Raw genomic sequence first — 19,905 nt, forward strand, 5'->3', positions numbered from 1 at the left:
TTTCCGGCGCCCGGGCGTGCGCCGGGTGCCGGCCGGGTGCCGGTTCCCGCGTTCAACCGCGGACCTCGGCAGTTGAACAGCCCCGCGCGGGGCCGGCGCAGCCGGCGCCCGGCAGCACTTCGCCCCGCCGGATCAGTCCGGCGGGGCGAGGCAGGAGGCGCAACGGTCCTACGGCGCGCGGCCGCAGGCCCCTTGGGCCCCGGTCGGCGCGCGCCGACCCTACCGGGAGCCGTCCACGACGGTCCTGGCGTAGTTGGCCAGCGAGCGGTTGTACCGGGGCAGATGGCGCGACAGCGCGCCCAGCGCGAGCCCCGCCGCCTCCCGCTCCCTGCCGGTGTCGATCAGTGCCAGCGCCAGGAACGCGGTGACCGCGTCGTCGAGGGCGTCGGACCCGGCGTCCCGCTCGGCGCTCAGCAGGGCGACGCTCTCCTTGGCCTGGCCCAGGTTGCGCAGGGTGCTGGACAGTTGGATCACCGCGCGGCGGCGGCGCTGGCCGGTCAGACCCACCGCGAGGGCCTCCCGGTACAGGGGTTCGGCCAGGTCGCCCTGGCCGGTCGAGTCGTGGGCGCAGGCCCGCTCGAACAGCGCGATCGCGTCACCGGGCGGAAGCTCGGCGGTCAGGGCTTGGATCCGGGCGCGGAAGTCGGCGGGATCGTAGTCGTCAATTGCGGCCCACAGCGCGGCGATGCGCTGCTCCCACGGCTGTTCGGTTGTCGTCATCGCCTCAGCCTTTCAGACCCCGGGCCGGATTCCTAGTGTGCACGAAGGAACGCCGCCGCCTGGGCCGACCGCGGGTCAGGCCACCCAGTGCGGACGCGCCCCAGCGGCGGTCAGCACCGCACCGTTGTCCAGGGTGGCGGCCAGCCGGCGCACCGCCTCGTGCAGCGTGTCGGGGGGCAGGGCGTAGGGGATGCGCAGACGGTGCTCGAAGGTCCCGGGTTCCGCGCCGAAGCGGGCACCGCTCTCGATGCGGACGCCGTGTTCGACGGACCGGTCCGCCAGAGCCGAGGCGATGGGCTGGCCCAGGTCGACCCACAGGGCCAGTCCACCGGTCGGCTGCCGCCAGGTCCACTGCGGCGTGTACCGGCCCAGCGCCTCGGCAAGGGCGGTGCGCTGCTCGCGTACCTGTCCCAGGCGCGTGGCGCGCCACCCGTCGGTGCTCTGCAGCAGCGAGACCGCCAGGAGTTGGTCGACCACCGAGCCGGCCACGTCCATGCTCACGCGCACGCCGGCGAGTTCGGCGACCAGGCTGGGCGAGGCCCGCAACCAGCCGATGCGCAGACCGGCCCAGTGGCTCTTGCTGAGCGAGCCGATCGTGATCACGTGGTCGTCCTGGCCCGGCGCGGCCAGCGAGGCCAGCGGCGGCGACACGGCGGCGTCCAGGGCCAGGTCGGTGAGCGTCTCGTCGACAACCAGCCAGGTGCCCGACCGGCCGGTGGCGTCCAGCGCGTGGGCGCGCTGTTCGGCGGGCATGAGGCAGCCCACCGGATTGTGGAAGTCCGGGATCAGGTAGGCCAGGCGGGGCACCACCTGACGCAGGGTCGCGTCCAGCGCGTCGAGGTTCCAGCCGGCGCCGGTGACCGGGACCGGGGCGGTGCGCAGCCGGGCCCGGCGGATCGCGTCCAGGGCGTTGGGATAGGAGGGGTTCTCGACCAGGACCCGATCGCCCGGTCCGCACAGCAGTCCCAGCGTCAGCGTCAGCGCCTGCTGCGCCCCGGAGGTGATCAGGATCTGGTCGATGCGCGTCGGCAGGCCGCGCCGGGTGTACCGCTCGGCGACCGCGGCCCGCAGCTCCGCCAGCCCGAAGGGGTAGTAGCCGGGAGTTCGGGCGAACTCGGCCAGGCGTGGCGCGGTCTGGGCGAAAGCCTGGGACAGCGCGTGCTGGGGCAGGCCGAAGGCGGCGGTGGTGAGGTCGATGCTGGTGTCCGGGGGCGGCAGCAGGCGGCTGTCGCCCGCCGGCCCGGGCAGGGCCGTCCAGGTGCCCGCGCCCCGGCGGCTGTGCAGATACCCGCTGTCGCGCAGCAGACCGTAGGCCGCGCTGACGGTGGTGCGGCTCAGCTGCAGTGCGGGGGCGAGTTCCCGCTCGGGGGGCATCCGGGCGTGCAGGGCGATCCGGCCCTCCAGGATCAGGGTCTGGATCGTGGCGGCCAGGTGCTGGTACGCGGGCCGGTCCACGGCCGCCGTGGGCTGGAGCAGTGCGGCAAGCCGGCGAGCGGCCAGCGTTCCGCCTGCCGCCTGCTCGGTGCGTGTCTGCGACATTGCGCTGCCCCCAAGAGCCGTACTGCCCGGACCAGGTGAAGGTACAGACTCCCGCGTGTGCCGCGCTCGCTCAACGGGACCGCGCACCGCTCCGCGCGCTCACGGCAGGCAGCTGCGCTGCCGGTCCGAGCGGCCTGGCGCCGCGTCAACCGGCGAGGGCCCGGGTATGGCGCAGGTCACGACCGGGGGCGCCGGCTCAAGATCCACAGTGACCGGGTGGTGGGCGCTGCTCACCGCGTGTCGACGATGTGGGGCAGCTCACCTGGGCCCCGGTGTGGCCCGGGCCACTAAAACCGCCGCCCGGGAGGGGGCAGCTGGCCGGATGTGCGGTCGAAATGCGTGATTTCCTAGATCAATACCGTGGGTAACGCCACGGTGGCCTGCGGTTTCTGTGAATCCCTTGGACGCGCGCCGCTCGTTGCCTACGTTCGAGGAAGTGCAACGAGCACCCCGGGTCCGCCCACCTGCGCATGTTCTCCGCCTGTCAGCGAGAACACGCCCGCCGCCCTCGTCCCGAAGCGGCCAACGGTGGGGACCGGACGGCACGGTGACGCCTCCCGCGTGAACCGGCCGTCCGCGAGGAAGCCGAGCAGCGGATCGAAACGCGCCCACAGCGCGCGCTGCGCCGTGCCGTCCCGGGCCTGTCGAGAGGAACCTTTTGCTCTTCCGCCGCCAGTCCGACGCTGCCCGCACCACCACCCGCACCACCACCCGCATCCGTGCCGCCGTCATCGCCGGTGTGGTCGTCGCCGCCCCCGTGGCCGGCCTGGTCGCCGCCACCGGCGCCTCCGCCGCCGACACCACCTCCGCCTGGAACGCCGTCGCCCAGTGCGAGAGCAGCGGCAACTGGGCCGCCAACACCGGCAACGGCTTCTACGGCGGCCTGCAGTTCACCACCTCCACCTGGGCCGCCTTCGGTGGCACCCAGTACGCCGCCAGCGCCAACCAGGCCAGCTCCGGCCAGCAGATCGCCGTGGCCCAGCACGTCCTGGCCGCCCAGGGCCCCGGCGCCTGGCCGGTCTGCGGCCCCAAGGCCGGTCTTTGACCTGACCTGCGGCCCAAAACGCCACAGCGGTGGGCCCGCACCCCGCGAGGGGGGCGGGCCCACCGCTGTGCGCTGCCCGCCCGGGCACGGGCCCGCGAGGGGTGCGGACGCCCGCGCGCCGGCGGCGGGATCGGGGCGCGGGAGCGTGTCTTGTCCCGTCCCGCTGCGAGCGTCGCGCGACCCTTCTGAGACCGTGGAGCCCGCCGCGAGCAGCAGCCCCGGCACAGCAATCCCACTGGAGGAGTCGCACGATGGACCTGGCCCGCGCCCCGTACGAGTTCGCCGGCGCTGCCGCCGACGAGATCCGCGCGTTGAACTACCGGACGCTGGACGGCGGTTACCCCTCCCCCGGCGACGTGTACGACACCGCCCACGCGCTGAGAACCCTGGCGCAGCGCCTGCCGCAGGCGCTGGAGCAGTTGGGGATCGGGCTGGCGGCCCTGGCCGACGGTGACCAGGTCCGGATCACCTCGGGCGCGCCGGGCACCGACACGGTGCCCGAGCGGCGCCGGCAGATCGCCGAGGCGCTGGACGCGGGGCTGCGGGCGACGGACGTGCTGGAGCAGGCCCTGGCCGTGGTCACGCGCCTGACCAGCGACCTGGTCTGACGGCCTGGTGCGCGCGGCCGCCGAGGTCCGGGGGCGGGGGGCTGTCAGAGGTGGTGGCGCTGGTGCTGTTTGGCGTCCCGGTAGCGGTCGTGGGCCTGGCGGGCCGCGGGGCGGTTCGAGGTCTCGGCGACGGCCACGTCCCACCAGGCGTGGGCGGCCAGCGCGGGCAGGGTCGGGTCGGGCGGGGCGGTCTCCGCGTAGACGGCCGTCGGCCGGTCGGCGGCGCGGGCCTCGCGCAGGGCCTCGCGCAGCTGGTCGACGGTGTCGGCGCGCAGCACGGCCAGGCCCAGGCTGCGCATGTTGGCGGCCAGGTCCACCGGGAGCGGGTCGCCGGTGTAGCTGCCGTCGGGTGCGCGGAAGCGGTAGGCGGTGCCGTAGCGTTCGGCGCCGACGCTCTCGGACAGGCCCCCGATCGAGGCGTAGCCGTGGTTCTGCACCAGCACCGGGATGATTTTGATGTTCTCCTGGACGGCGGTGACCAGTTCGGTGGGCAGCATCAGGTAGGTGCCGTCGCCGACCAGTGCGAAGACCTCGCGGTCCGGGGCGGCCAGGCGCACCCCCAGGGCGGCGGGGATCTCGTAGCCCATGCAGGAGTAGCCGTACTCGACGTGGTACTGCTGCGGGTCGCGCGGGCGCCAGAGCTTGTGCAGGTCCCCGGGCATCGAGCCGGCCGCGTTGACCAGTACGTCGCGGGGTTGGAGCACCTGGTCCAGGACGCCGATGAGTTGGGCCTGGGTGGGGCGGGCGGCACCGTCGGGGGCGGCGTAGGCGTCGTCGACGGCCCGGCGCCACTGGTCGGCGTCGCGGCGGTACTGCTGTTCGTGGGCGGTCGGCACGCGGTGGCCGGCCAACGCGCGGGCCAGCTGGTCCAGGGCGGTGCGGGCGTCGGCGACCAGGGGGTGTCCGGCGAGTTTGTGGGCGTCGGGTGCGGCGATGTTGAGGTTGACGAAGCGCACCTGCGGGTCGGTGAACAGGGTCGCGGAGGCGGTGGTGAAGTCGGTCCAGCGGGTGCCGACGCCGATGACCAGGTCGGCGCGGCGGGCGGTGGCGTTGGCGGCGGCGGTGCCGGTGTGGCCGATGCCGCCGAGCGCGGCCGGGTGGTCGAAGGGCAGGGATCCCTTGCCGGCCTGGGTCTCGGCGACGGGGATGGCGGTGGTGTCGGCGAAGTGGCGCAGGGCCTGCTCGGCGCCGCTGTGGTGGACGCCGCCGCCGGCCACGAGCAGGGGGCGGCGGGCGGCGCGTACCAGGTCGGTGGCGCGGGCGAGTTCGTCGGGGTCGGGGTGGGGGCGGCGGATGTGCCAGGTGCGGTCGGCGAAGAAGTCGGCGGGCCAGTGGTGGGCCTGGGCCTGCACGTCCTGGGGCAGGGCCAGGGTGACCGCGCCGGTGTCCACCGGGTCGCTGAGTACCCGCATCGCCTGCAGGGCTGCGGGGACCAGCATCTCGGGGCGCCAGATCCGGTCGAAGAAGCGGCTGACCGGGCGCAGCGTGTCGTTGACGCTGAGGTCGCCGGCCCAGGGGGTCTCCAGTTGCTGGAGCACCGGGTCGGCCGGGCGGGTGGCGAACACGTCGCCGGGCAGCAGCAGCACCGGTAGCCGGTTGATGGTGGCCAGGGCGGCGCCGGTGACCAGGTTGGTGGCGCCCGGGCCGATGGAGGTGGTCACCGCGTGGGTGCTGAGCCTGCCGCGCTGGCGGGCGTAGCCGACCGCGGCGTGCACCATCGCCTGCTCGTTGCGGCCCTGCAGGTAGGGCATGGCGTCCGCGCCCTGGGCGCCGGCCTCCAGCAGTGCCTGGCCAAGGCCGGCGACGTTGCCGTGGCCGAAGATCCCCCAGCAGGCGGTGATCAGGCGCTGCCGCCGGCCGTCGCGCTCGGTGTACTGGTGGGCAAGGAAGCGCACCAGGGCCTGGGCGGTGGTCAGGCGCACGGTGCCGGGGGCGGCGGTGGGCGGGCTGGTCATCGGGGGCGGCCTTCCGTGGGGGCGGGCGCGGTCGGGGCGGGTCCGGTCGGGGCGGGGGCGGTGGGGGCGGTGTAGAGGGGCAGCCGGGGGTCGGCCGGCTCGTGGGGCCAGGTGTCGCGGACCCAGGCGTGGGCGGGGTCGTCGCAGATCAGCCAGGACCGTTCGGGGCCCGGTCCGGCCATCACGTTGAGGTAGTACATGGGGTAGCCGGGGGCGGCCATGCAGGGGCCGTGCCAGCCGTCGGGCACCAGCACCGCGTCGCCGGTGCGGACTTCGGCCAGGACCTCGGAGCGGCTGGCGCCGCCGGAGGGGTAGACCCGGTGGTAGCCGGTGCCGGGGCCGCCGTGGGGGGCGTCGGCGATGGTGAACCAGTAGATCTCCTCCAGCCGGGACTCGTGGCCGGGCCGGTCCTGGTCGTGCTTGTGCGGGGGGTAGGAGGACCAGTTGCCGGCCGGGGTGAGCACCTCGACCGCGATCAGCCGGTCGGCCTCGAAGACGTCGGCGGCCGCGAAGTTGTTGACCTGGCGTGCGGCGCGCCCGGCGCCGCGCAGTTCGACGGGTACCGCGCAGGCGGGGCCGTAGCGGACCGGCAGGCGTTTTTCGCAGCGGGCGCCGGCCAGGGCGAACCGGCCGCCGGCGGCGGAGGTGAGCTGGGCGGTGCTGTCGCGGGGCAGGTAGGCGAAGTCGCTTACCGCGCTGAAGACGTCGGGGCGCCCGTGCAGTTCGAGGCGCTGGTCCTGGCAGGTGACGGTGAGGGCGCCGGACAGCGGCAGGACGATCCACTCGCTGTCGCGGGTGTGGAGGCGGCGCCCGGCTCCGGGGTCCAGGTCCAGGATGCGCAGGGAGGTCCGGTCCCAGCCGGCGCTGTGCGGGTCGATCCGGCAGCGGTAGCCGTCTCGGGCCGCGCTGCCGTCGGGCAGGTGCAGCCGCCGGGGCGGCCCGGCCGGGTCCAGGGCGCGGTCGGCGGCGGGGCCCGGGGCGGGGCCGGGAGCGGGGCCGGGAGCGGGAGCGGGGGCGGGGCCGGGGCCGGGGGCGGGGCCGGGGGCGGGGCCGGGGGCGGGGTCGGGGGCGGGGGCGGGGGCGGGGGTCATGCGGTCACCGGCCGGGGGCCGGCGGGGCGCGGGGCTGCGGGGCGGGGGGTGGCCGGGGGGACGGCCAGGGGCGGATCGCCGGGCCTGCGGCGGCGGTGACGGACCATCAGCGACTCGATCTCCTGGGGGTCGGGCATGTCGTCGGCGCAGGCCAGGCGGCCGGCGACCAGCGCGCCGGCGGCGTTGGCGGTCTCGATGACCTCGCGCAGCGGGCGGGCGGCGCGCAGTCCGGCCGCCAGCGCCCCGCCGAAGGCGTCGCCTGCGCCCAGGCCGTTGACGACCCGGACCGCCAGCGGCTCCACCCGCACCTCCTCGGTGGCGGTGCGGGCCAGCACCCCGGCGGGCCCCTGCTTGACCACCGCCAGGCGCACCCCGCGTGCCAGCAGCAGGTCGGCGGCGCGGTCCGGGTCGCGGGTGCCGACGGCGACCTGGACCTCGTCGCGGTTGCCGACCGCGACGGTGGCCGCCTGCAGAGCGCGGGCGTACCAGTGGGGCGCCTGGGCGGGGTCGGCCCAGAAGGAGGGCCGCCAGTCCAGGTCGAGCACGACGTCGGCGTGCGCGGCGGCGTGGTCGGCGGCCAGCAGGGTGGTGCTTGCGGAGGGTTCGACGGCCAGGCCGCCGCCGGTGATCCACACGATCGCGGCGCGGCCGATCGCGTCCAGGTCCAGGTCCTGCGGGGTCAGGCACTGGTCGGGGGCGACGGGGTGGCGGTAGAAGAGGATGGGGAAGTCGTCCGGGGGGTGGATCTCGCAGAAGACCACCGGGGTCTGCCGGCCGGGGACGGTGACCACGTGCCGGTCCTCGACGCCGAAGCCGCGCAGCGCCTGGCGTACGTAGGGCCCGAAGGGGTCCTCGCCGACGCCGGTGACCACGGTGGTGCGCAGGCCGTGGCGGGCGGCGGCGACCGCGACGTTGGTGGCGGTGCCGCCCAGCGACTTGGCGAAGGTGCGTACGTCGGCCAGCGGCACTCCGGTCTGCTGCGGGTACAGGTCGACGCCGACCCGGCCCAGGGTGACCAGGTCGTACGGCGCGGGGGTGCAGGGCGCGGAGGCGGGGGTGGGACGTGCAGGGGTGCTCACGGTGCGACCGTCCCGCCGGGGCCGGTGGCCAGGGCGGCCAGCAGGTCCAGGCCGGTGCGCACGTCGCGGGCCGGGCCCTGGCCGGGGGCGGGGTCGGCGTGCAGCACGGTGTCCTGCTCCAGCACGTACCAGCCGCGGTAGCCGCCTGCCTCCAGGGTGCGCACCAGTGCCGGCACGTCCAGGTCGCCGTGGCCCAGCGGGCGGTACATGCCGCGGGCGACGGCGTCGGCGTAGGAGGTGCGGCCGGCGCGGACCTGGTCGGCGGCGGTGGTGTCGACGTCCTTGAGGTGGACGTGGGCGATGCGGTCCGCGGCGCGCCGGGCCAGGGCCAGCGGGTCGGTGCCGCCCGCGAGCAGGTGGCCGGTGTCCAGGCACAGGGCGATGCCGGCGCCGTCCAGGACCCGCAGCACCTCGGGTTCGTGTTCGACCATGGTGCCGATGTGCGGGTGCAGGGTGGCGGTGATGCCGCGGGCGTGGGCCAGGGCGGCGAGGTGGTCGAGGTTGGCCAGCAGGGTCTTCCAGCCGGCGGTGTCCAGGTCGGGGCGGCCCTCGTAGCCGTCGCGGCCGGTGGCGGCGGCCAGCACCAGGGTGTCCGCGCCGCAGGCGACGAAGGCGTCCAGGGCCGTGGCCAGGGCCGGCAGCGGGTCGTTGGCCGGGTCGTGCAGCACGGCCGGTACGAAGCCGCCGACCGCGGCCAGGCCGTGTGCGCGCAGCGTGGCGGCGCGGGCGGCCGGGTCCTCGGGCAGGAATCCGTCCGGGCCGAACTCGGTGGCTGTGAAGCCCAGTTCGTGCATCTCCTCGAGCACCCGGGCGACGGGCAGTTGGTGGCCCCAGCCGGGGACCTCGCACACCCCCCAGGAGATGGGGGCGGCGGCGACGCGCTCGAGCAGCGGGGCGGCGGCGGGGGTCGTCATCGGGCACGCTCCTGGGTGACGGGGGCGGGGGCGGGGACGGCAGCGACGGGGGCCGCGGGTTCGCCGAGGGCGGTGAGGGCGGTGAGGGCGGTGGTGCGGACGGTGTCGAGTTCGACGGGTGCGCCCAGGCGGCGGGACAGTTCGCAGGCCTCGGCGATCAGCAGTGCCTCCAGTGCGTCGCGTCCGGTGCAGGGGCTGGGCGCAAGGCCCCGGGCGACGTCCAGGAAGGCGTCGAGTTCGGCGAGGTAGGCGTCGTGGAAGCGGCTGAGGAAGTCGGGCCAGGGGTCGGCGGGCGCGCCCGGGGCGCCGGGTTCGGCGGAGGTCATCGGCGCCCTGGGCCCCAGACCCACGGTCAGCTGGTCCTTGCTGCCGGCCAGTTCCATCCGCACGTCGTAGCCGGCGCCGTTGTAGCGGGTGGCGTTGCAGCTGACCAGGGTGCCGTCGTCCAAGGTGAGCAGGGCGGCGGCGGTGTCCACGTCGCCGGCCTCGGCGAAGAAGGACGCGCCGCGGTTGGACCCGGTGGCATACACCCGGGTCACCTCGCGGCCGGTGACCCAGCGCACGATGTCGAAGTCGTGCACGCTGCAGTCGCGGAACAGGCCGCCGGAGGTGGGCACGTAGGCCGCCGGCGGCGGGGCCGGGTCGGCGGTGACGGCGCGGATGGTGTGCACGAAGCCCAGCGCGCCGGAGCGCAGCGCTGCGCGGGCGGCGTTGTAGCCGGCGTCGAAGCGGCGTTGGAAGCCCAGTTGCAGGGCGGTGCCGTGCCGTTCGACCTCGCGCAGGGCGCGCAGGGTGCCGGCCAGGTCCATGGCGATGGGCTTCTCGCAGTAGGCGGGCAGGCCCGCCCGCGCGGCGCGGGCGATCAGGTCGGCGTGGGCGTCGGTGGCGGTGGCGATGACCACCGCGTCCAGGCCCGCGGCCAGCACCGCGTCCACGCCGTCCACGCTGTCCAGGGCGGTGACGGCGGCCGGTGCGCCGGCGAGCCGCTGGGCGGTGGCCCGGGCCGAGGCCGGGTCCGTGTCGGCGACCAGGAGCTCGGCGACGGCGGGGTGGTGGGCCAGGGTCCTGGCGTGGAAGGAGCCGATGCGGCCCGTTCCCAGCAGACCGACGCGCATGGTGGATGCCTTTCATTGAGCAGCAGCCTCAGTCCAGGAGGCCGGAAGGGTCAGACATCGGGCCGGGGAGTCGGGTCCCGGCCCTCCGCCGGGTCAGCTCGGCCGCGGTGATGTCCGCCTTCTCGAAGCAGCCCAGGACAGCACACGCCGGTTCTCACGATTCTCGCTGTACTTCGGGTGCCCGCACGGGTTGCACATCTGCGACACAGCGGGACCGGGTCGAGCGGTCGATTCTGATCAGCGAGGTGAGGAAGAGCATCCGGGGCTCCGCATTGGGCCAAGGGGGTGGGGGCCATTATCCGTTGCTTCGACTATCAAGGAATCTCGGCACCCCCGGCCTTTCGGTCCGAAAGGTCCGTAACGGTGTCACCACAGCGTGAGGGCCGCGCGCGGCGGCCCGCGCACCCGGCCGGGCGGCCGGGCGGCCGGGGACCCGAACGCGCCGCGGGCGGCCGAGGATTAAGGGCGCCCTATCGGCACCTGATGGCTGGTCTAGACCCTTGACGCCGGGATTGGTCCACACCACTGTTTCCCAGAACGGCCGCTCGGTCCGGCCCCGCGCCCTCCTGGCGCGGCGCCGGTCCCTGCCGCGCCCGGTCCCCGCTCAGCCAAGCCGTACCCTCTCGGAGGCGCCACGTGCACGTACGCCGACCCCACCGCGCCGTGGCCGCCCTGGTCACCGCCGCCCTGGTCGCACTCGGTTTCACCGTGGTCGACAGCACCGCGAGCGCCGACGCCACGAACCTGGTCGCCAACCCGGGCTTCGAGAGCGGCAACCTGTCCGGCTGGACCTGCGACACGGGTACCGCCGGCGTGGCGGCCTCGCCGGTGCACTCGGGCTCGTACGCCCTGGCCGCGGTGCCGACCGGGTCCGACACCGCCCAGTGCACGCAGAGCGTCGCGGTGCAGCCCAACTCCAGCTACACGCTGTCCGCGTACGTCCAGGGCGCCTACGTCTACCTGGGCGCCACCGGCTACAGCTCGACCTGGACGCCGTCGACGAGCGGCTGGCAGCAGCTGTCCACCTCGTTCACCACCGGTGCCTCGACCACCTCGGTGACCGTGTACCTGCACGGCTGGTACGCCCAGGGCGCCTACCACGCCGACGACGTGGTGCTGACGGGCCCGGCCGGACCGGGCCCCAGCCCCAGCCCGACGCCGACCCCGACGCCCACCCCGACACCCACGCCCACGCCCACCCCGACGCCCACGCCCACGCCCACGGTGACGCCGACGCCCTCGCCGACCGGCACCGGTGGGGGCGGGTCGCCGTGGCACCCGTCCTCGCTGTCGATCGGAACCGTCTACACCCCGGGCAGCACCGTGGACGCCTTCTTCAGCACCCTCAAGTCGCACGGCAAACTGCCGAACTACGGCTACGAGTACCTGATCGGCAGCGACTTCCCCAACTGGGCGGCGACCACCACGACCATGGTCACCCACTCCCAGCAGCTCGGAATGACCCCGGTCATGGTCGACTACGGCATGAACGGCAACATCGACGGCTCCGGCGTCGACTACACCAACATGCAGAGCAGCAGCTGGCTGACGACCTACTTCCAGGCCCTGCGCAGCGCCGCGACCGCGGCCGGCACCGCTGCCGCAGGAAAGCCGGTCGGCTGGGTGGTCGAGCCGGACATGCTCGGCTACCTGCAGCAGAACTACGCGGCCGGCTACGGCAACGACGCCGCGAAGATGCCCGCCGCCACCGGCGCCGCCTACTCCTCCGGGGTGCTCGCCGCCGGCAGCGACCCGGCCTTCGGCAACAGCCTGACGGGCCTGGTCGCGGCGATCAACTACACCATCAAGAAGTACGACCCGTCCGCGTTCGTCGGCTGGCAGGTCAACACCTGGGCCGTGCGCGACGCGCTGAAGGACACCGACACCCAGGGCTGGAGCGCCGGGCGCCAGTCGGTGACCAACGTGGCCACCCAGGTCGCGGCCTTCGCCAAGAGCGCCGGCATCGGCGCCCGAGCCGACTTCGTGGCCTTCGACCAGTGGGGACAGGACTTCGGCATCCTGCGCGACCCCAACCCGGCCGCCGACATCCGCTACCTGAACGCCGCCCACTGGAGCAACTACCTGCTGTACGTGCAGACCATCCGGCAGTCGCTCGCCCTGCCCGCGGTCCTGTGGCAGATCCCGGTGGGCCACCTCAACTCGACCCTGACCGCCAGCCCGACCTACTGGAACGCCTCGGGGAAGTTCCCCGACCTGAGCGACACCGCCGAGCAGAGCCAGGACTCCGCCTCCACCTTCTTCTACGGCGACTCCTTCACCGCCGGCGGCAACAACCTGGCCTTCTACAGCGCCAACCCGGGCGCGGACCCGAAGATCTCGGTCAGCGGAAACACCGTCAGCTGGGGCCCGCACATCCCCGAGGCGGCCGCCGCGGGCGTGGTGGCGATCCTGTTCGGGGCGGGCACCGGCACCGGCACCTACGGCGTGCCCGAAATGGTCGGCACCGACCAGAGCGCCCCCGGCGACTTCGACTACTGGGTCACCCGCACCCAGTCCTACCTCGCCAGTCCGACCCCGCTGCCCTGAACCGGCCCGGCCTGCGGCTGCGCCCGGCGGGCGCAGCCGCCGGGCGGGATAGGGTGATCGCGTGACATCAGCAGCCTCGGGCGGACCGGGGCCCCGCGTCGGCCAGCGCCCCGCCACCTTGCGCGCCGAGTACCGCGAGCAGACCAGGCGGCGGCTGCTCGCGGCGGTGCGCGAGGTGCTGGAGGAGTCCGACTACGCGGCCACCACCGTCGACGAGGTGGTCGGCCGGGCGGGCACCAGCCGCGCCACCTTCTACCTGCACTTCCGCTCCAAGGCCGAGGCGGTGGGGGCGCTGCTGGAGGAGGTCACCGCGTCCGACCGCGGCTGGTACACCGTGCTGGAGCAGGCGATCGGCTCGCAGGCCCGGCTGCGGGTGTGGATGGACGACGCGCTGCGCTGGTACGAGTCGCACGCGGGGCTGCTGGCCGCGCTCAACGAAGCCGGCGCGGTGGAGCGCACGGTGGCCGAGCGCCGCTCGGCCTCCATCGAGCGGCTGGTGTCGACGATGACCGGCTACCTGGAGCGCCGCCCCGAGGGCCCGGCCCGCGCGCAGGCGCAGCTGCGGCTGCAACTGCTGGTGCGCCAGCTGCACCAGGTGGCGATGGACACCGCGGTGCAGCGCAGCTGGCAGCCGGACCGCGAGGCGCTGCTGGACGTGATGGCGGCCAGCTGGCACGCCGCCCTGGGAGCGCCCGGCCAAGAACCCTGATCCCTGACGGACTCAAGGGCCCTGGCCGGGCGGCCGCGGGGCGCTACTCGGCGCCGGCGCCCAGCAGGACGCGTTCCTGGACGGCGGCGAAGTCCGGCTCGGCCGCGGCCTTGCGCCGGCCGCGGACGCTGCCCGCCCAGCCCAGCGCGAACGCGGCGGGCACCGAGACCAGGCCGGGGGTCTGCAGTGGGAACCAGGCGAAGTCGGCGTGCGGGAACAGCGCGAACGCGGACCCGGAGACGGTGGGCGAGAACGCCTGCAGGCCCACCGCGCACAGCAGTCCGCCGTAGACCGTCCACAGCAGTCCGGTGCGGTTGTAGCGGCTCCAGAACAGGCTGTAGAGCAGGGCGGGCAGCACCGCCGAGGCGGCGATGGACACCGCGAGGGAGGACATGAACTGCACGTTGTAGCCCTGCGCGGCGATCGCCAGCACGATGCCCAGGGTGCCGACGGCCAGCACCGACCAGCGCACCGCGCGCACCTCGCCGGCCTGGGACAGGCGGCCCTTGCGCACGGCGTGCGCGTGCAGGTCGTGCGCGAGGGCGGCGGCCGCGGCCAGGGTGATGCCGGCGACCACCGCCAGCACGGTCACGAACACCGAGCAGGCGACCGCGGTGAACAGCGCGCTGCCGGCGGTGGTGCCGGTGCCGCCCTGCAGGACCCCGGCCAGCAGCAGCAGCGCGCCCTGCCCGTTGGGGTTGACCGCGCCGATCATCCGGTCGCCGACCAGGGCCGCTGCGCCCAGCCCGATGACGGCCACCAGCAGGCAGAAGGCGCCGACCATGCCGATGGCGTAGCGGGTGGAGCGCCGGGCGGCGCTGCCGGTCGGGGAGGCGTTCACCCGCATGATCATGTGCGGCATGCAGGCGGCGCCCAGGACCACGGTCAGCTGCAGGCCGATGAAGTTGAGCCGGCCACTGGCGGTGGTGCCCAGTTGCAGGCCCGGGTGCAGGTAGGCGGCGCCCTGCCCGCTGCCCGCGGACGCGGCGCTGAGCAGGGCGTCGATGCTCCAGTGGAAGTGGCTCAGCACCGACAGGGCCACCGCGACCACCGCGGCGAAGGTCAGCACGACCTTGACGATCTGCACCAGGCTGGTGCCGCGCATACCGCCCAGCACGGTGTAACAGATCATCAGCACGCCGATCAGGGCGGTGCAGACCTGCTGCGCGCCGGGCCCGGTCAGGCCCAGGACCTGCGCGGTGGCCGAGCCCGCACCGGAGAGCTGGACCACCAGGAAGGGCAGCGAGACCGCGAGGGTCACCACGGCCGCGGCGATGCGCGGCGCGGCGCCGCCGGCGCGCATGGCCAGGACGTCGCCCAGGGTGTAGCGGCCCGCGTTGCGCAGCGGGCGGGCGATCAGCAGCAGCACGCCCAGCGCCAGGACGGTGCTGACGGCCAGGGTGAAGCCGTCGTAGCCGGACATCGCCACGATGCCGGTGGTGCCGAGCAGGGTGGCCGCGGAGATGTAGTCGCCGGACAGGGCCAGCGCGTTCTGCAGGGGCGTCAGGGTGCGGTTGGCGGTGTAGAAGTCGGCGACCTCGTCGCCTTCGGGGCCGACCATCACGCACAGCAGCAGCGAGGCGCCCACGAAGATCAGGAAAGCGATCAGGACCAGGGTCTGGGTGTTCGCGCCCAGGGCGGCGGGGTTCATCGGCCGGTCACCGGGCGCTGGTCCCACGGGTCCTGGTAGCGGGGGGCGGCGCCGTAGCGGTCCTCGCGCGGGTTGCCGTGCGGGGCCTGGCGCGGGTCGCCGTACTGGCTGTGGTGCAGGCCTTCGCCCAGGGTCTCGGCCAGCGGGTCGCAGGTGCGCGTCGAGCGGCGGTCGAAGCGGGCCGCGGTCCACAGCAGCCCGACCGCCTGCGCCACGCCGAGCACGATGCCCAGGGTGACGCGGCCGAACACCTCGGTGCCCAGCAGTCCGCCGCCGGTGCAGGCCAGCAGCACCATGACGGCGAAGCCGGCGGCGTTGGCCACGGCGAAGCCGCGGCCCAGGCGCGCCGTGGCGCGGTTCAAGGTGGCCAGTTCGCCCGCGGCCCGGTCGCGGGCGGCCCACGCCGCGGGCGGGTCCAGCGGCGCGCCGGGGTGGCCGGCCGCTCGATGGCGGGAGCGGAAGCTGTCGGGCGGGAGGTGTGCGGCTGGCATAGGGGCGTTCCTCGAGCGGGGGTGAGGGGGGTGAGGGGGTGGGGTGCGTCGCCTGTCGGGTGGTGCGCCACCCTAGCCAGCCCCATGCCTAGTGACTAGACATCTGTCCAGTCACTCCACATTCGAGACCAAGGCGGTATCCGGCGCCCATCGGGCCGCGACCCCAGGTTCCATCCAGGACAGGAACAGTCCTGGATGGAACCTGGGGTGGGATCACCGCGATCAACCGGACGGCGGTCGATCGTGCGCCCGCGCGACCAGTCCAACCGGGCCGACTCGTTCCGCCTGGTGCAGGACGAGAGCGTGCAGGACGTGCTGGCGTTCTGCAGGCAGTCGCCAAAGAGACCGCCGAGATCGTCGGCGCGCTGCCGGACCTGGTGCACACCGTCGAGCTGCCCAAGGCCCCTGGGTTTCACCTGGTCGAGGAGCTCGCCGGCACGCCGACATCCTGCGCGAGTCCATCGACGGGGTGACCGCCTTCGCCCCGCTCGGCTGGAAGCGGCGCGGCGGCCCCGCCGGTAACCGCGGGCCGGGGCCGGGGACCCCGGCGGGCGGCCTCGCGGCCCTGTGGGCCTGGAAGTTGACGCTCCGTCGACCAGGGGCCACCCCTTAGGCTGGCGAGGTGATCGTCAAGGAAACCTTCCACATCCGCAGGACCCTGCCGTTCGTGCGGTTCGACCTCCTGCTCGCCGCGGTCAGCGGCACCGCCGCCTACCTGCTGGTCGACCTCGCCGGCCTGCGCTGGCTCGCGCTGCCCTCGCTGCTGGCCACCGTCCTGGGCACGGCGCTGGCCATCCTGCTCGCCTTCCGTGCCAACACCGCCTACCAGCGCTGGTGGGAGGCGAGCACCATCTGGGCCCAACTGACCGGCCAGTGCCGCACCCTGGTGCGCGTGGCGCGCACGGTGACCGACGCCAAGCTCGCCGACCCCGCGGTGGACCCCGACACCGTCCACGCCTGGCAGCGCGACCTGGCCAACCGCCAGGCCGCCTGGGCGCACAGCCTGGCCCGGCAGCTGCGCGGCCAGGACCCCACCCCCGAACTCACCCGCCTGCTGCCGCCCGAGGAGGCGCCGCTGGTGCTGGCCGCGGACAACCGGCCCGCTGTCCTGGCCCGGCTGCAGAGCCAGGCCATCTTCCGCGGCTACGCCGCCGGGATCCTGACCGGCCTGGACAACTTCCAAATGGAGACCGCGCTGGCCGGGCTGTCCACCCAGCAGGCTCTGGCCGAGCGGATGAGCACCACCCCGATCCCGCGCCCGCACGACTACCTCAGCCGCATGTTCGTGCACTGCTACGTGGTGGTGTTCCCGTTCGCCGCGATCAGCGCCCTGCCCGCCTACCGGTGGCTGGTGATCCCCAGCGCGCTGCTGATCGCCGTGTTCTTCCGGATGGTCGAGCGCGTCGGCGCCTCCACCGAGGAGCCCTTCGCCAACCGCACCCAGGACGTGCCGATCACCGCCCTGGCCACCAACCTGGAACGCGACCTGCTCGAACTCCTCGACGTCCCCCAGCGCCCGGCCAAGCCCGTGCCCGTGGAGGGCTACCTCTGGTAGGCGGCCGGCCCGAGGTCAGGTGCGCGGTTTGGTGCGGCGGGTCGCATCGGCGGTGGCCGGGTCCTCGGGCCAGGGGTGGCGCGGGTAGCGGCCGCGCAGGTCGGCGCGCACGGCCCGGTAGCCCTCGCGCCAGAAGGAGGCCAGGTCGCCGGTGACCGCGGCCGGGCGTCCGGCCGGGGAGAGCAGATGGACCGTCAGCGCGACCCGTCCCCCGGCCAGGGCCGGGGCCGCGCTCCAGCCGAGCAGCTCCTGGACCCTGGCCGCCAGCACCGGGCGCTCGCCCGAGTAGTCCACCCGGATCCGCGAGCCCGACGGCACGGTGATCCGCTCGGGGGCCAACTCGTCCAGCCGCCCGGCCGCGCCGCTCGCCCAGGGCAGCAGGCGGGTCAGCGCCGCCGCGGTGTCCAGGCGTTCCAGGTCCGCGCGGCGCCTGGCCCGCGACAGCTCCGGTTCCAGCCAGGTCCCTGCCCCCGCCTGCAGGGCCTGGTCGCTGACGTCGGGCCAGGGCTCGCCGAGCCAGCGGTGCAAGAACGCCAGCCGCTCGCGCAGCGCGGTGGCCCGGGCGGTCCAGGTGAGCAGGCCGCCGACGCCCTCGCGGGCCAGACCCTCCAGCAGTGCGGCGCGCAGCAGCGCCGGGTCGGGGTCGGCCAGCGCGTGGGCGCTGAGCTCGATGGCGCCCAGCGCCTCGACGCGCCGGGCCGCCACCTCGCCGCGGCGGCTGCCGGCGGGCACCGTCCAGCGCACTTCCTCACGGGTGGTCAGCAGCGCGGCGCCGGCCCGCCGGGCGGTGTCCTCGTCGATGACGGCGGCGTGCTGGATGCGGGCCGAGGGCGAGCCGGCGGGGCGGTCGGCGACGGCCACCGCCAGCCAACTCGACGCGGGCAGCGCCGAGCCCGCGCTGGTGGTGGCGGCGGTGCCCGAGGCCATCAGGTAGCTGCCGCGGGCGCCGGGTTCGGGGCCGGCGGCGGCGCGGGCCTGAGCGATGCGTTCGGGGAAGGCCAGGGCGACCAGCAGCCCGGCGACGGCCCGGTCGGCCCGGTCGGCGGGACCGGCGGGACCGGCCTGGCCCGCCGGTCCCCGGTCCGGCACGGGCAGGTCGGGCGACAGCGGTCCGGGCGCGGGCAGTTCGGGCGCGGCCGGGTCGGGCGCGGCCGGGTCGGGCGCGGCCGGCTGCGGCGGCGGGGTGCCGCCTTCGCGCAGGTGCCGGCGCAGGCGGCGCGCCTCCTCGCGCCAGCGCGCCGCGTACGGGTCGCGCCCTTCTCGCACCGTGCGCCACACCGCGGACAGGTCCTCGCCCAGCGCCCGCGGCGGCTCCTCGGACAGCAGGGCGACCAGTTCGGCCGCGCGCCGCTCCCCCACCAGCGGCGCGCCGTCCAGCAGCGCCCGCGCCAGCCGCGGGTGCAACCCGGTGCGCGCGATGCGCAGGCCGCGGGCGGTGGCCCGCCCCTTGGCGTCGACCGCGCCCAGCGCGGCCAGCGCGGCACCGGCCGCGGCCATCGCCCCGGCCGGCGGCGGGTCGGGCAGGGCCAGGCCCCGCGCCTGCGGATCGCCCCAGCAGGCGGCCTGCAGCGCGAACGAGGTCAGGTCGGCCAGGGCGATCTCCGGGGTCGGCAGGCGCTGCGCCCGGGCGTCCTCGACCTCGGCCCAGCACCGGTAGACCGCGCCCGGCGCCTCGCGCCCGGCCCGCCCCGCGCGCTGGCGCCCGGTGGCCAGCGAGGCCCGCACGGTCACCAGGCGCGAGAGCCCGCGCGCGTGGTCGGTGCGCGGCTCGCGGGCCAGCCCGCAGTCGACCACGGTGCGTACCCCGGGCACGGTCAGCGAGGACTCGGCGACCGAGGTCGCCAGGATCACCCGGCGCCGCCCACCCGCGCTGAGCGCCGCGTCCTGCACCCGCGCGGCGGCCCGGCCGTGCAACTGCAGCACCTCGACCGCCCCGCCGGGCCCGCCGACCGCGCCGGCCGCGTCGGGTCCATCGGGTCCGCCGGGCCCGCCGAGCAGGTGGGCGACCCGGCTGATCTCGCCCGCGCCGGGCAGGAAGCACAGCACGTCCCCCTCCCGCTCCCCCAGCGCCCGGCGCACGGTCGCCGCCACGTGCTCCAGCAGCGCCGGGTCGGTGCGCGTGCCCTGCGCCGGGCGCACCGGGCGCGGCGCTGGCGTCCACAGCACCTGGACCGGGTACGCGGCGCCGTGCGCCTGCACCACCGGCGCGGGCCCGCCCACGTCGCCCAGCAGCGCGGCCCAGGCGGCGGTGTCGGAGGTGGCCGAGGCGCAGACCAGGTGCAGGTCCGGGCGCAGCGTGGCGCGCACGTCGAGGAGGAACGCCAGGGCGGTGTCGGCGTCCAGGTGGCGCTCGTGGCATTCGTCGAGCAGGACGGTGTCCACGCCGGCCAGTTCCGGGTCGCGTTGCAGGCGCTGCAGCAGCACGCCGGTGGTCACCACCTCGACCACGGTGTGCGGGCCCACCCGGCGCTCGCCGCGCATGGTGTGGCCGATGCGCCCACCGGCCCCATCGGCCGCTTCGGTGGGTTCGCCGAGCAGCCAGGCCATCCGCCGGGCGGCGGCGCGCACCGCCAGCCGGCGCGGTTCGGCCACCAGCACCCGCCGCGGCGGGCCGGGCAGCTCGTCCACCAGGCCGGCCAGGGCCAGCGGGACCAGGGTGGTCTTGCCCGTGCCGGGCGGGGCCGCGAGCACGGCGGTGCCCCGCCGGGCCAGGGCGCGTTGCAGCTCGGGGACGGCGTCGCGGACGGGGAGATCGAGCCAGGCGGGGTTCACCGTGGCAGTCTCGCCGATCGCCGGGCCGCGCGGCGATCGGCGCCCGCGCCCGCGCCGCCCGCCGCGTCCCGGTACCGGGCCACGGCGGTGGCGCCGGGCGCGGTCCGGCTCGGG

Annotated in this window: 14 protein-coding genes and 1 pseudogene; 5 read left to right on the top strand and 10 right to left on the bottom strand. The window is 75.5% G+C overall.

Going from position 1 to position 19,905, the window contains the following annotated elements:
• Positions 1 to 219: 219 nt before the first annotated feature.
• Complete coding sequence (locus ABIA33_RS23535) at positions 220 to 720, bottom strand: tetratricopeptide repeat protein (RefSeq protein ID WP_370084367.1); 501 nt, start codon at positions 718 to 720, stop codon at positions 220 to 222.
• Between the two features lie 75 nt (positions 721 to 795).
• Entirely contained in the window at positions 796 to 2,259 is a 1,464-nt protein-coding gene (locus ABIA33_RS23540) for a PLP-dependent aminotransferase family protein (protein WP_370084368.1), read from the bottom strand.
• A 715-nt stretch (positions 2,260 to 2,974) separates the two neighbouring features.
• On the opposite strand from ABIA33_RS23540, the pseudogene ABIA33_RS23545 reads away from it, so the two are divergent.
• Both ABIA33_RS23545 and ABIA33_RS23550 read left to right on the top strand, forming a co-directional pair.
• A pseudogene (locus tag ABIA33_RS23545) lies at positions 2,975 to 3,286 on the top strand (transglycosylase family protein); the annotation flags it as partial.
• Positions 3,287 to 3,555: 269 nt separating this feature from the next.
• A complete protein-coding gene (locus tag ABIA33_RS23550; protein WP_370084369.1) occupies positions 3,556 to 3,912 on the top strand; it encodes a hypothetical protein in 357 nt (118 codons plus the stop codon).
• 44 nt (positions 3,913 to 3,956) lie between these two features.
• Here ABIA33_RS23550 and iolD read toward each other — a convergent pair whose 3' ends face one another.
• The 5 genes from iolD to ABIA33_RS23575 are packed head-to-tail and all read right to left on the bottom strand — an operon-like array spanning position 3,957 to position 10,066.
• Entirely contained in the window at positions 3,957 to 5,867 is a 1,911-nt protein-coding gene (gene iolD, locus ABIA33_RS23555; protein WP_370084370.1) for a 3D-(3,5/4)-trihydroxycyclohexane-1,2-dione acylhydrolase (decyclizing), read from the bottom strand.
• Positions 5,864 to 6,958, bottom strand: coding sequence for a 5-deoxy-glucuronate isomerase (gene iolB, locus ABIA33_RS23560; RefSeq protein WP_370084371.1), 1,095 nt, complete (start codon positions 6,956 to 6,958; stop codon positions 5,864 to 5,866). The genes iolD and iolB overlap by 4 nt, the downstream gene beginning before the upstream one ends.
• Entirely contained in the window at positions 6,955 to 8,037 is a 1,083-nt protein-coding gene (gene iolC / locus ABIA33_RS23565; protein WP_370084372.1) for a 5-dehydro-2-deoxygluconokinase, read from the bottom strand. Before iolC ends, iolB begins: the two co-directional genes overlap by 4 nt.
• The gene (locus ABIA33_RS23570) at positions 8,034 to 8,951 is read right to left on the bottom strand and encodes a TIM barrel protein (protein ID WP_370084373.1); all 918 of its coding nucleotides are present in this window, start codon (positions 8,949 to 8,951) and stop codon (positions 8,034 to 8,036) included. The genes iolC and ABIA33_RS23570 overlap by 4 nt, the downstream gene beginning before the upstream one ends.
• Positions 8,948 to 10,066, bottom strand: a complete 1,119-nt coding sequence (locus tag ABIA33_RS23575; protein ID WP_370084374.1) for a Gfo/Idh/MocA family oxidoreductase — start codon at positions 10,064 to 10,066, stop codon at positions 8,948 to 8,950. The genes ABIA33_RS23570 and ABIA33_RS23575 overlap by 4 nt, the downstream gene beginning before the upstream one ends.
• 636 nt (positions 10,067 to 10,702) lie before the next feature.
• Here ABIA33_RS23575 and ABIA33_RS23580 point away from each other — a divergent pair.
• On the top strand, positions 10,703 to 12,613 hold the full coding sequence (locus ABIA33_RS23580) for a carbohydrate binding domain-containing protein (RefSeq protein ID WP_370084375.1): 1,911 nt from the start codon (positions 10,703 to 10,705) through the stop codon (positions 12,611 to 12,613).
• Positions 12,614 to 12,674: 61 nt separating this feature from the next.
• Positions 12,675 to 13,322 carry a TetR/AcrR family transcriptional regulator gene (locus ABIA33_RS23585; protein WP_370084376.1) on the top strand — a complete coding sequence of 216 codons (648 nt, stop codon included), beginning with the start codon at positions 12,675 to 12,677 and terminating at the stop codon, positions 13,320 to 13,322.
• Between the two features lie 43 nt (positions 13,323 to 13,365).
• On the opposite strand, the gene ABIA33_RS23590 is transcribed toward ABIA33_RS23585, so the two are convergent.
• Together ABIA33_RS23590 and ABIA33_RS23595 are read right to left on the bottom strand one after the other, a co-directional pair.
• Positions 13,366 to 14,973 (bottom strand): cation acetate symporter, encoded by a 1,608-nt coding sequence (locus ABIA33_RS23590; RefSeq protein ID WP_370084377.1) that lies wholly within the window; start codon positions 14,971 to 14,973, stop codon positions 13,366 to 13,368.
• A complete protein-coding gene (locus tag ABIA33_RS23595; RefSeq protein ID WP_370084378.1) occupies positions 14,970 to 15,464 on the bottom strand; it encodes a DUF485 domain-containing protein in 495 nt (164 codons plus the stop codon). The genes ABIA33_RS23590 and ABIA33_RS23595 overlap by 4 nt, the downstream gene beginning before the upstream one ends.
• Before the next feature lie 622 nt (positions 15,465 to 16,086).
• Here ABIA33_RS23595 and ABIA33_RS23600 point away from each other — a divergent pair.
• Entirely contained in the window at positions 16,087 to 17,019 is a 933-nt protein-coding gene (locus ABIA33_RS23600; RefSeq protein WP_370084379.1) for a bestrophin family protein, read from the top strand.
• A 15-nt stretch (positions 17,020 to 17,034) separates the two neighbouring features.
• On the opposite strand, the gene ABIA33_RS23605 is transcribed toward ABIA33_RS23600, so the two are convergent.
• On the bottom strand, positions 17,035 to 19,791 hold the full coding sequence (locus ABIA33_RS23605) for an ATP-dependent RNA helicase (RefSeq protein ID WP_370084380.1): 2,757 nt from the start codon (positions 19,789 to 19,791) through the stop codon (positions 17,035 to 17,037).
• Positions 19,792 to 19,905: the final 114 nt, after the last annotated feature.

The sequence above is a fragment of the Streptacidiphilus sp. MAP12-16 genome (assembly GCF_041262165.1).
Classification (GTDB): Bacteria; Actinomycetota; Actinomycetes; order Streptomycetales; family Streptomycetaceae; genus Streptacidiphilus.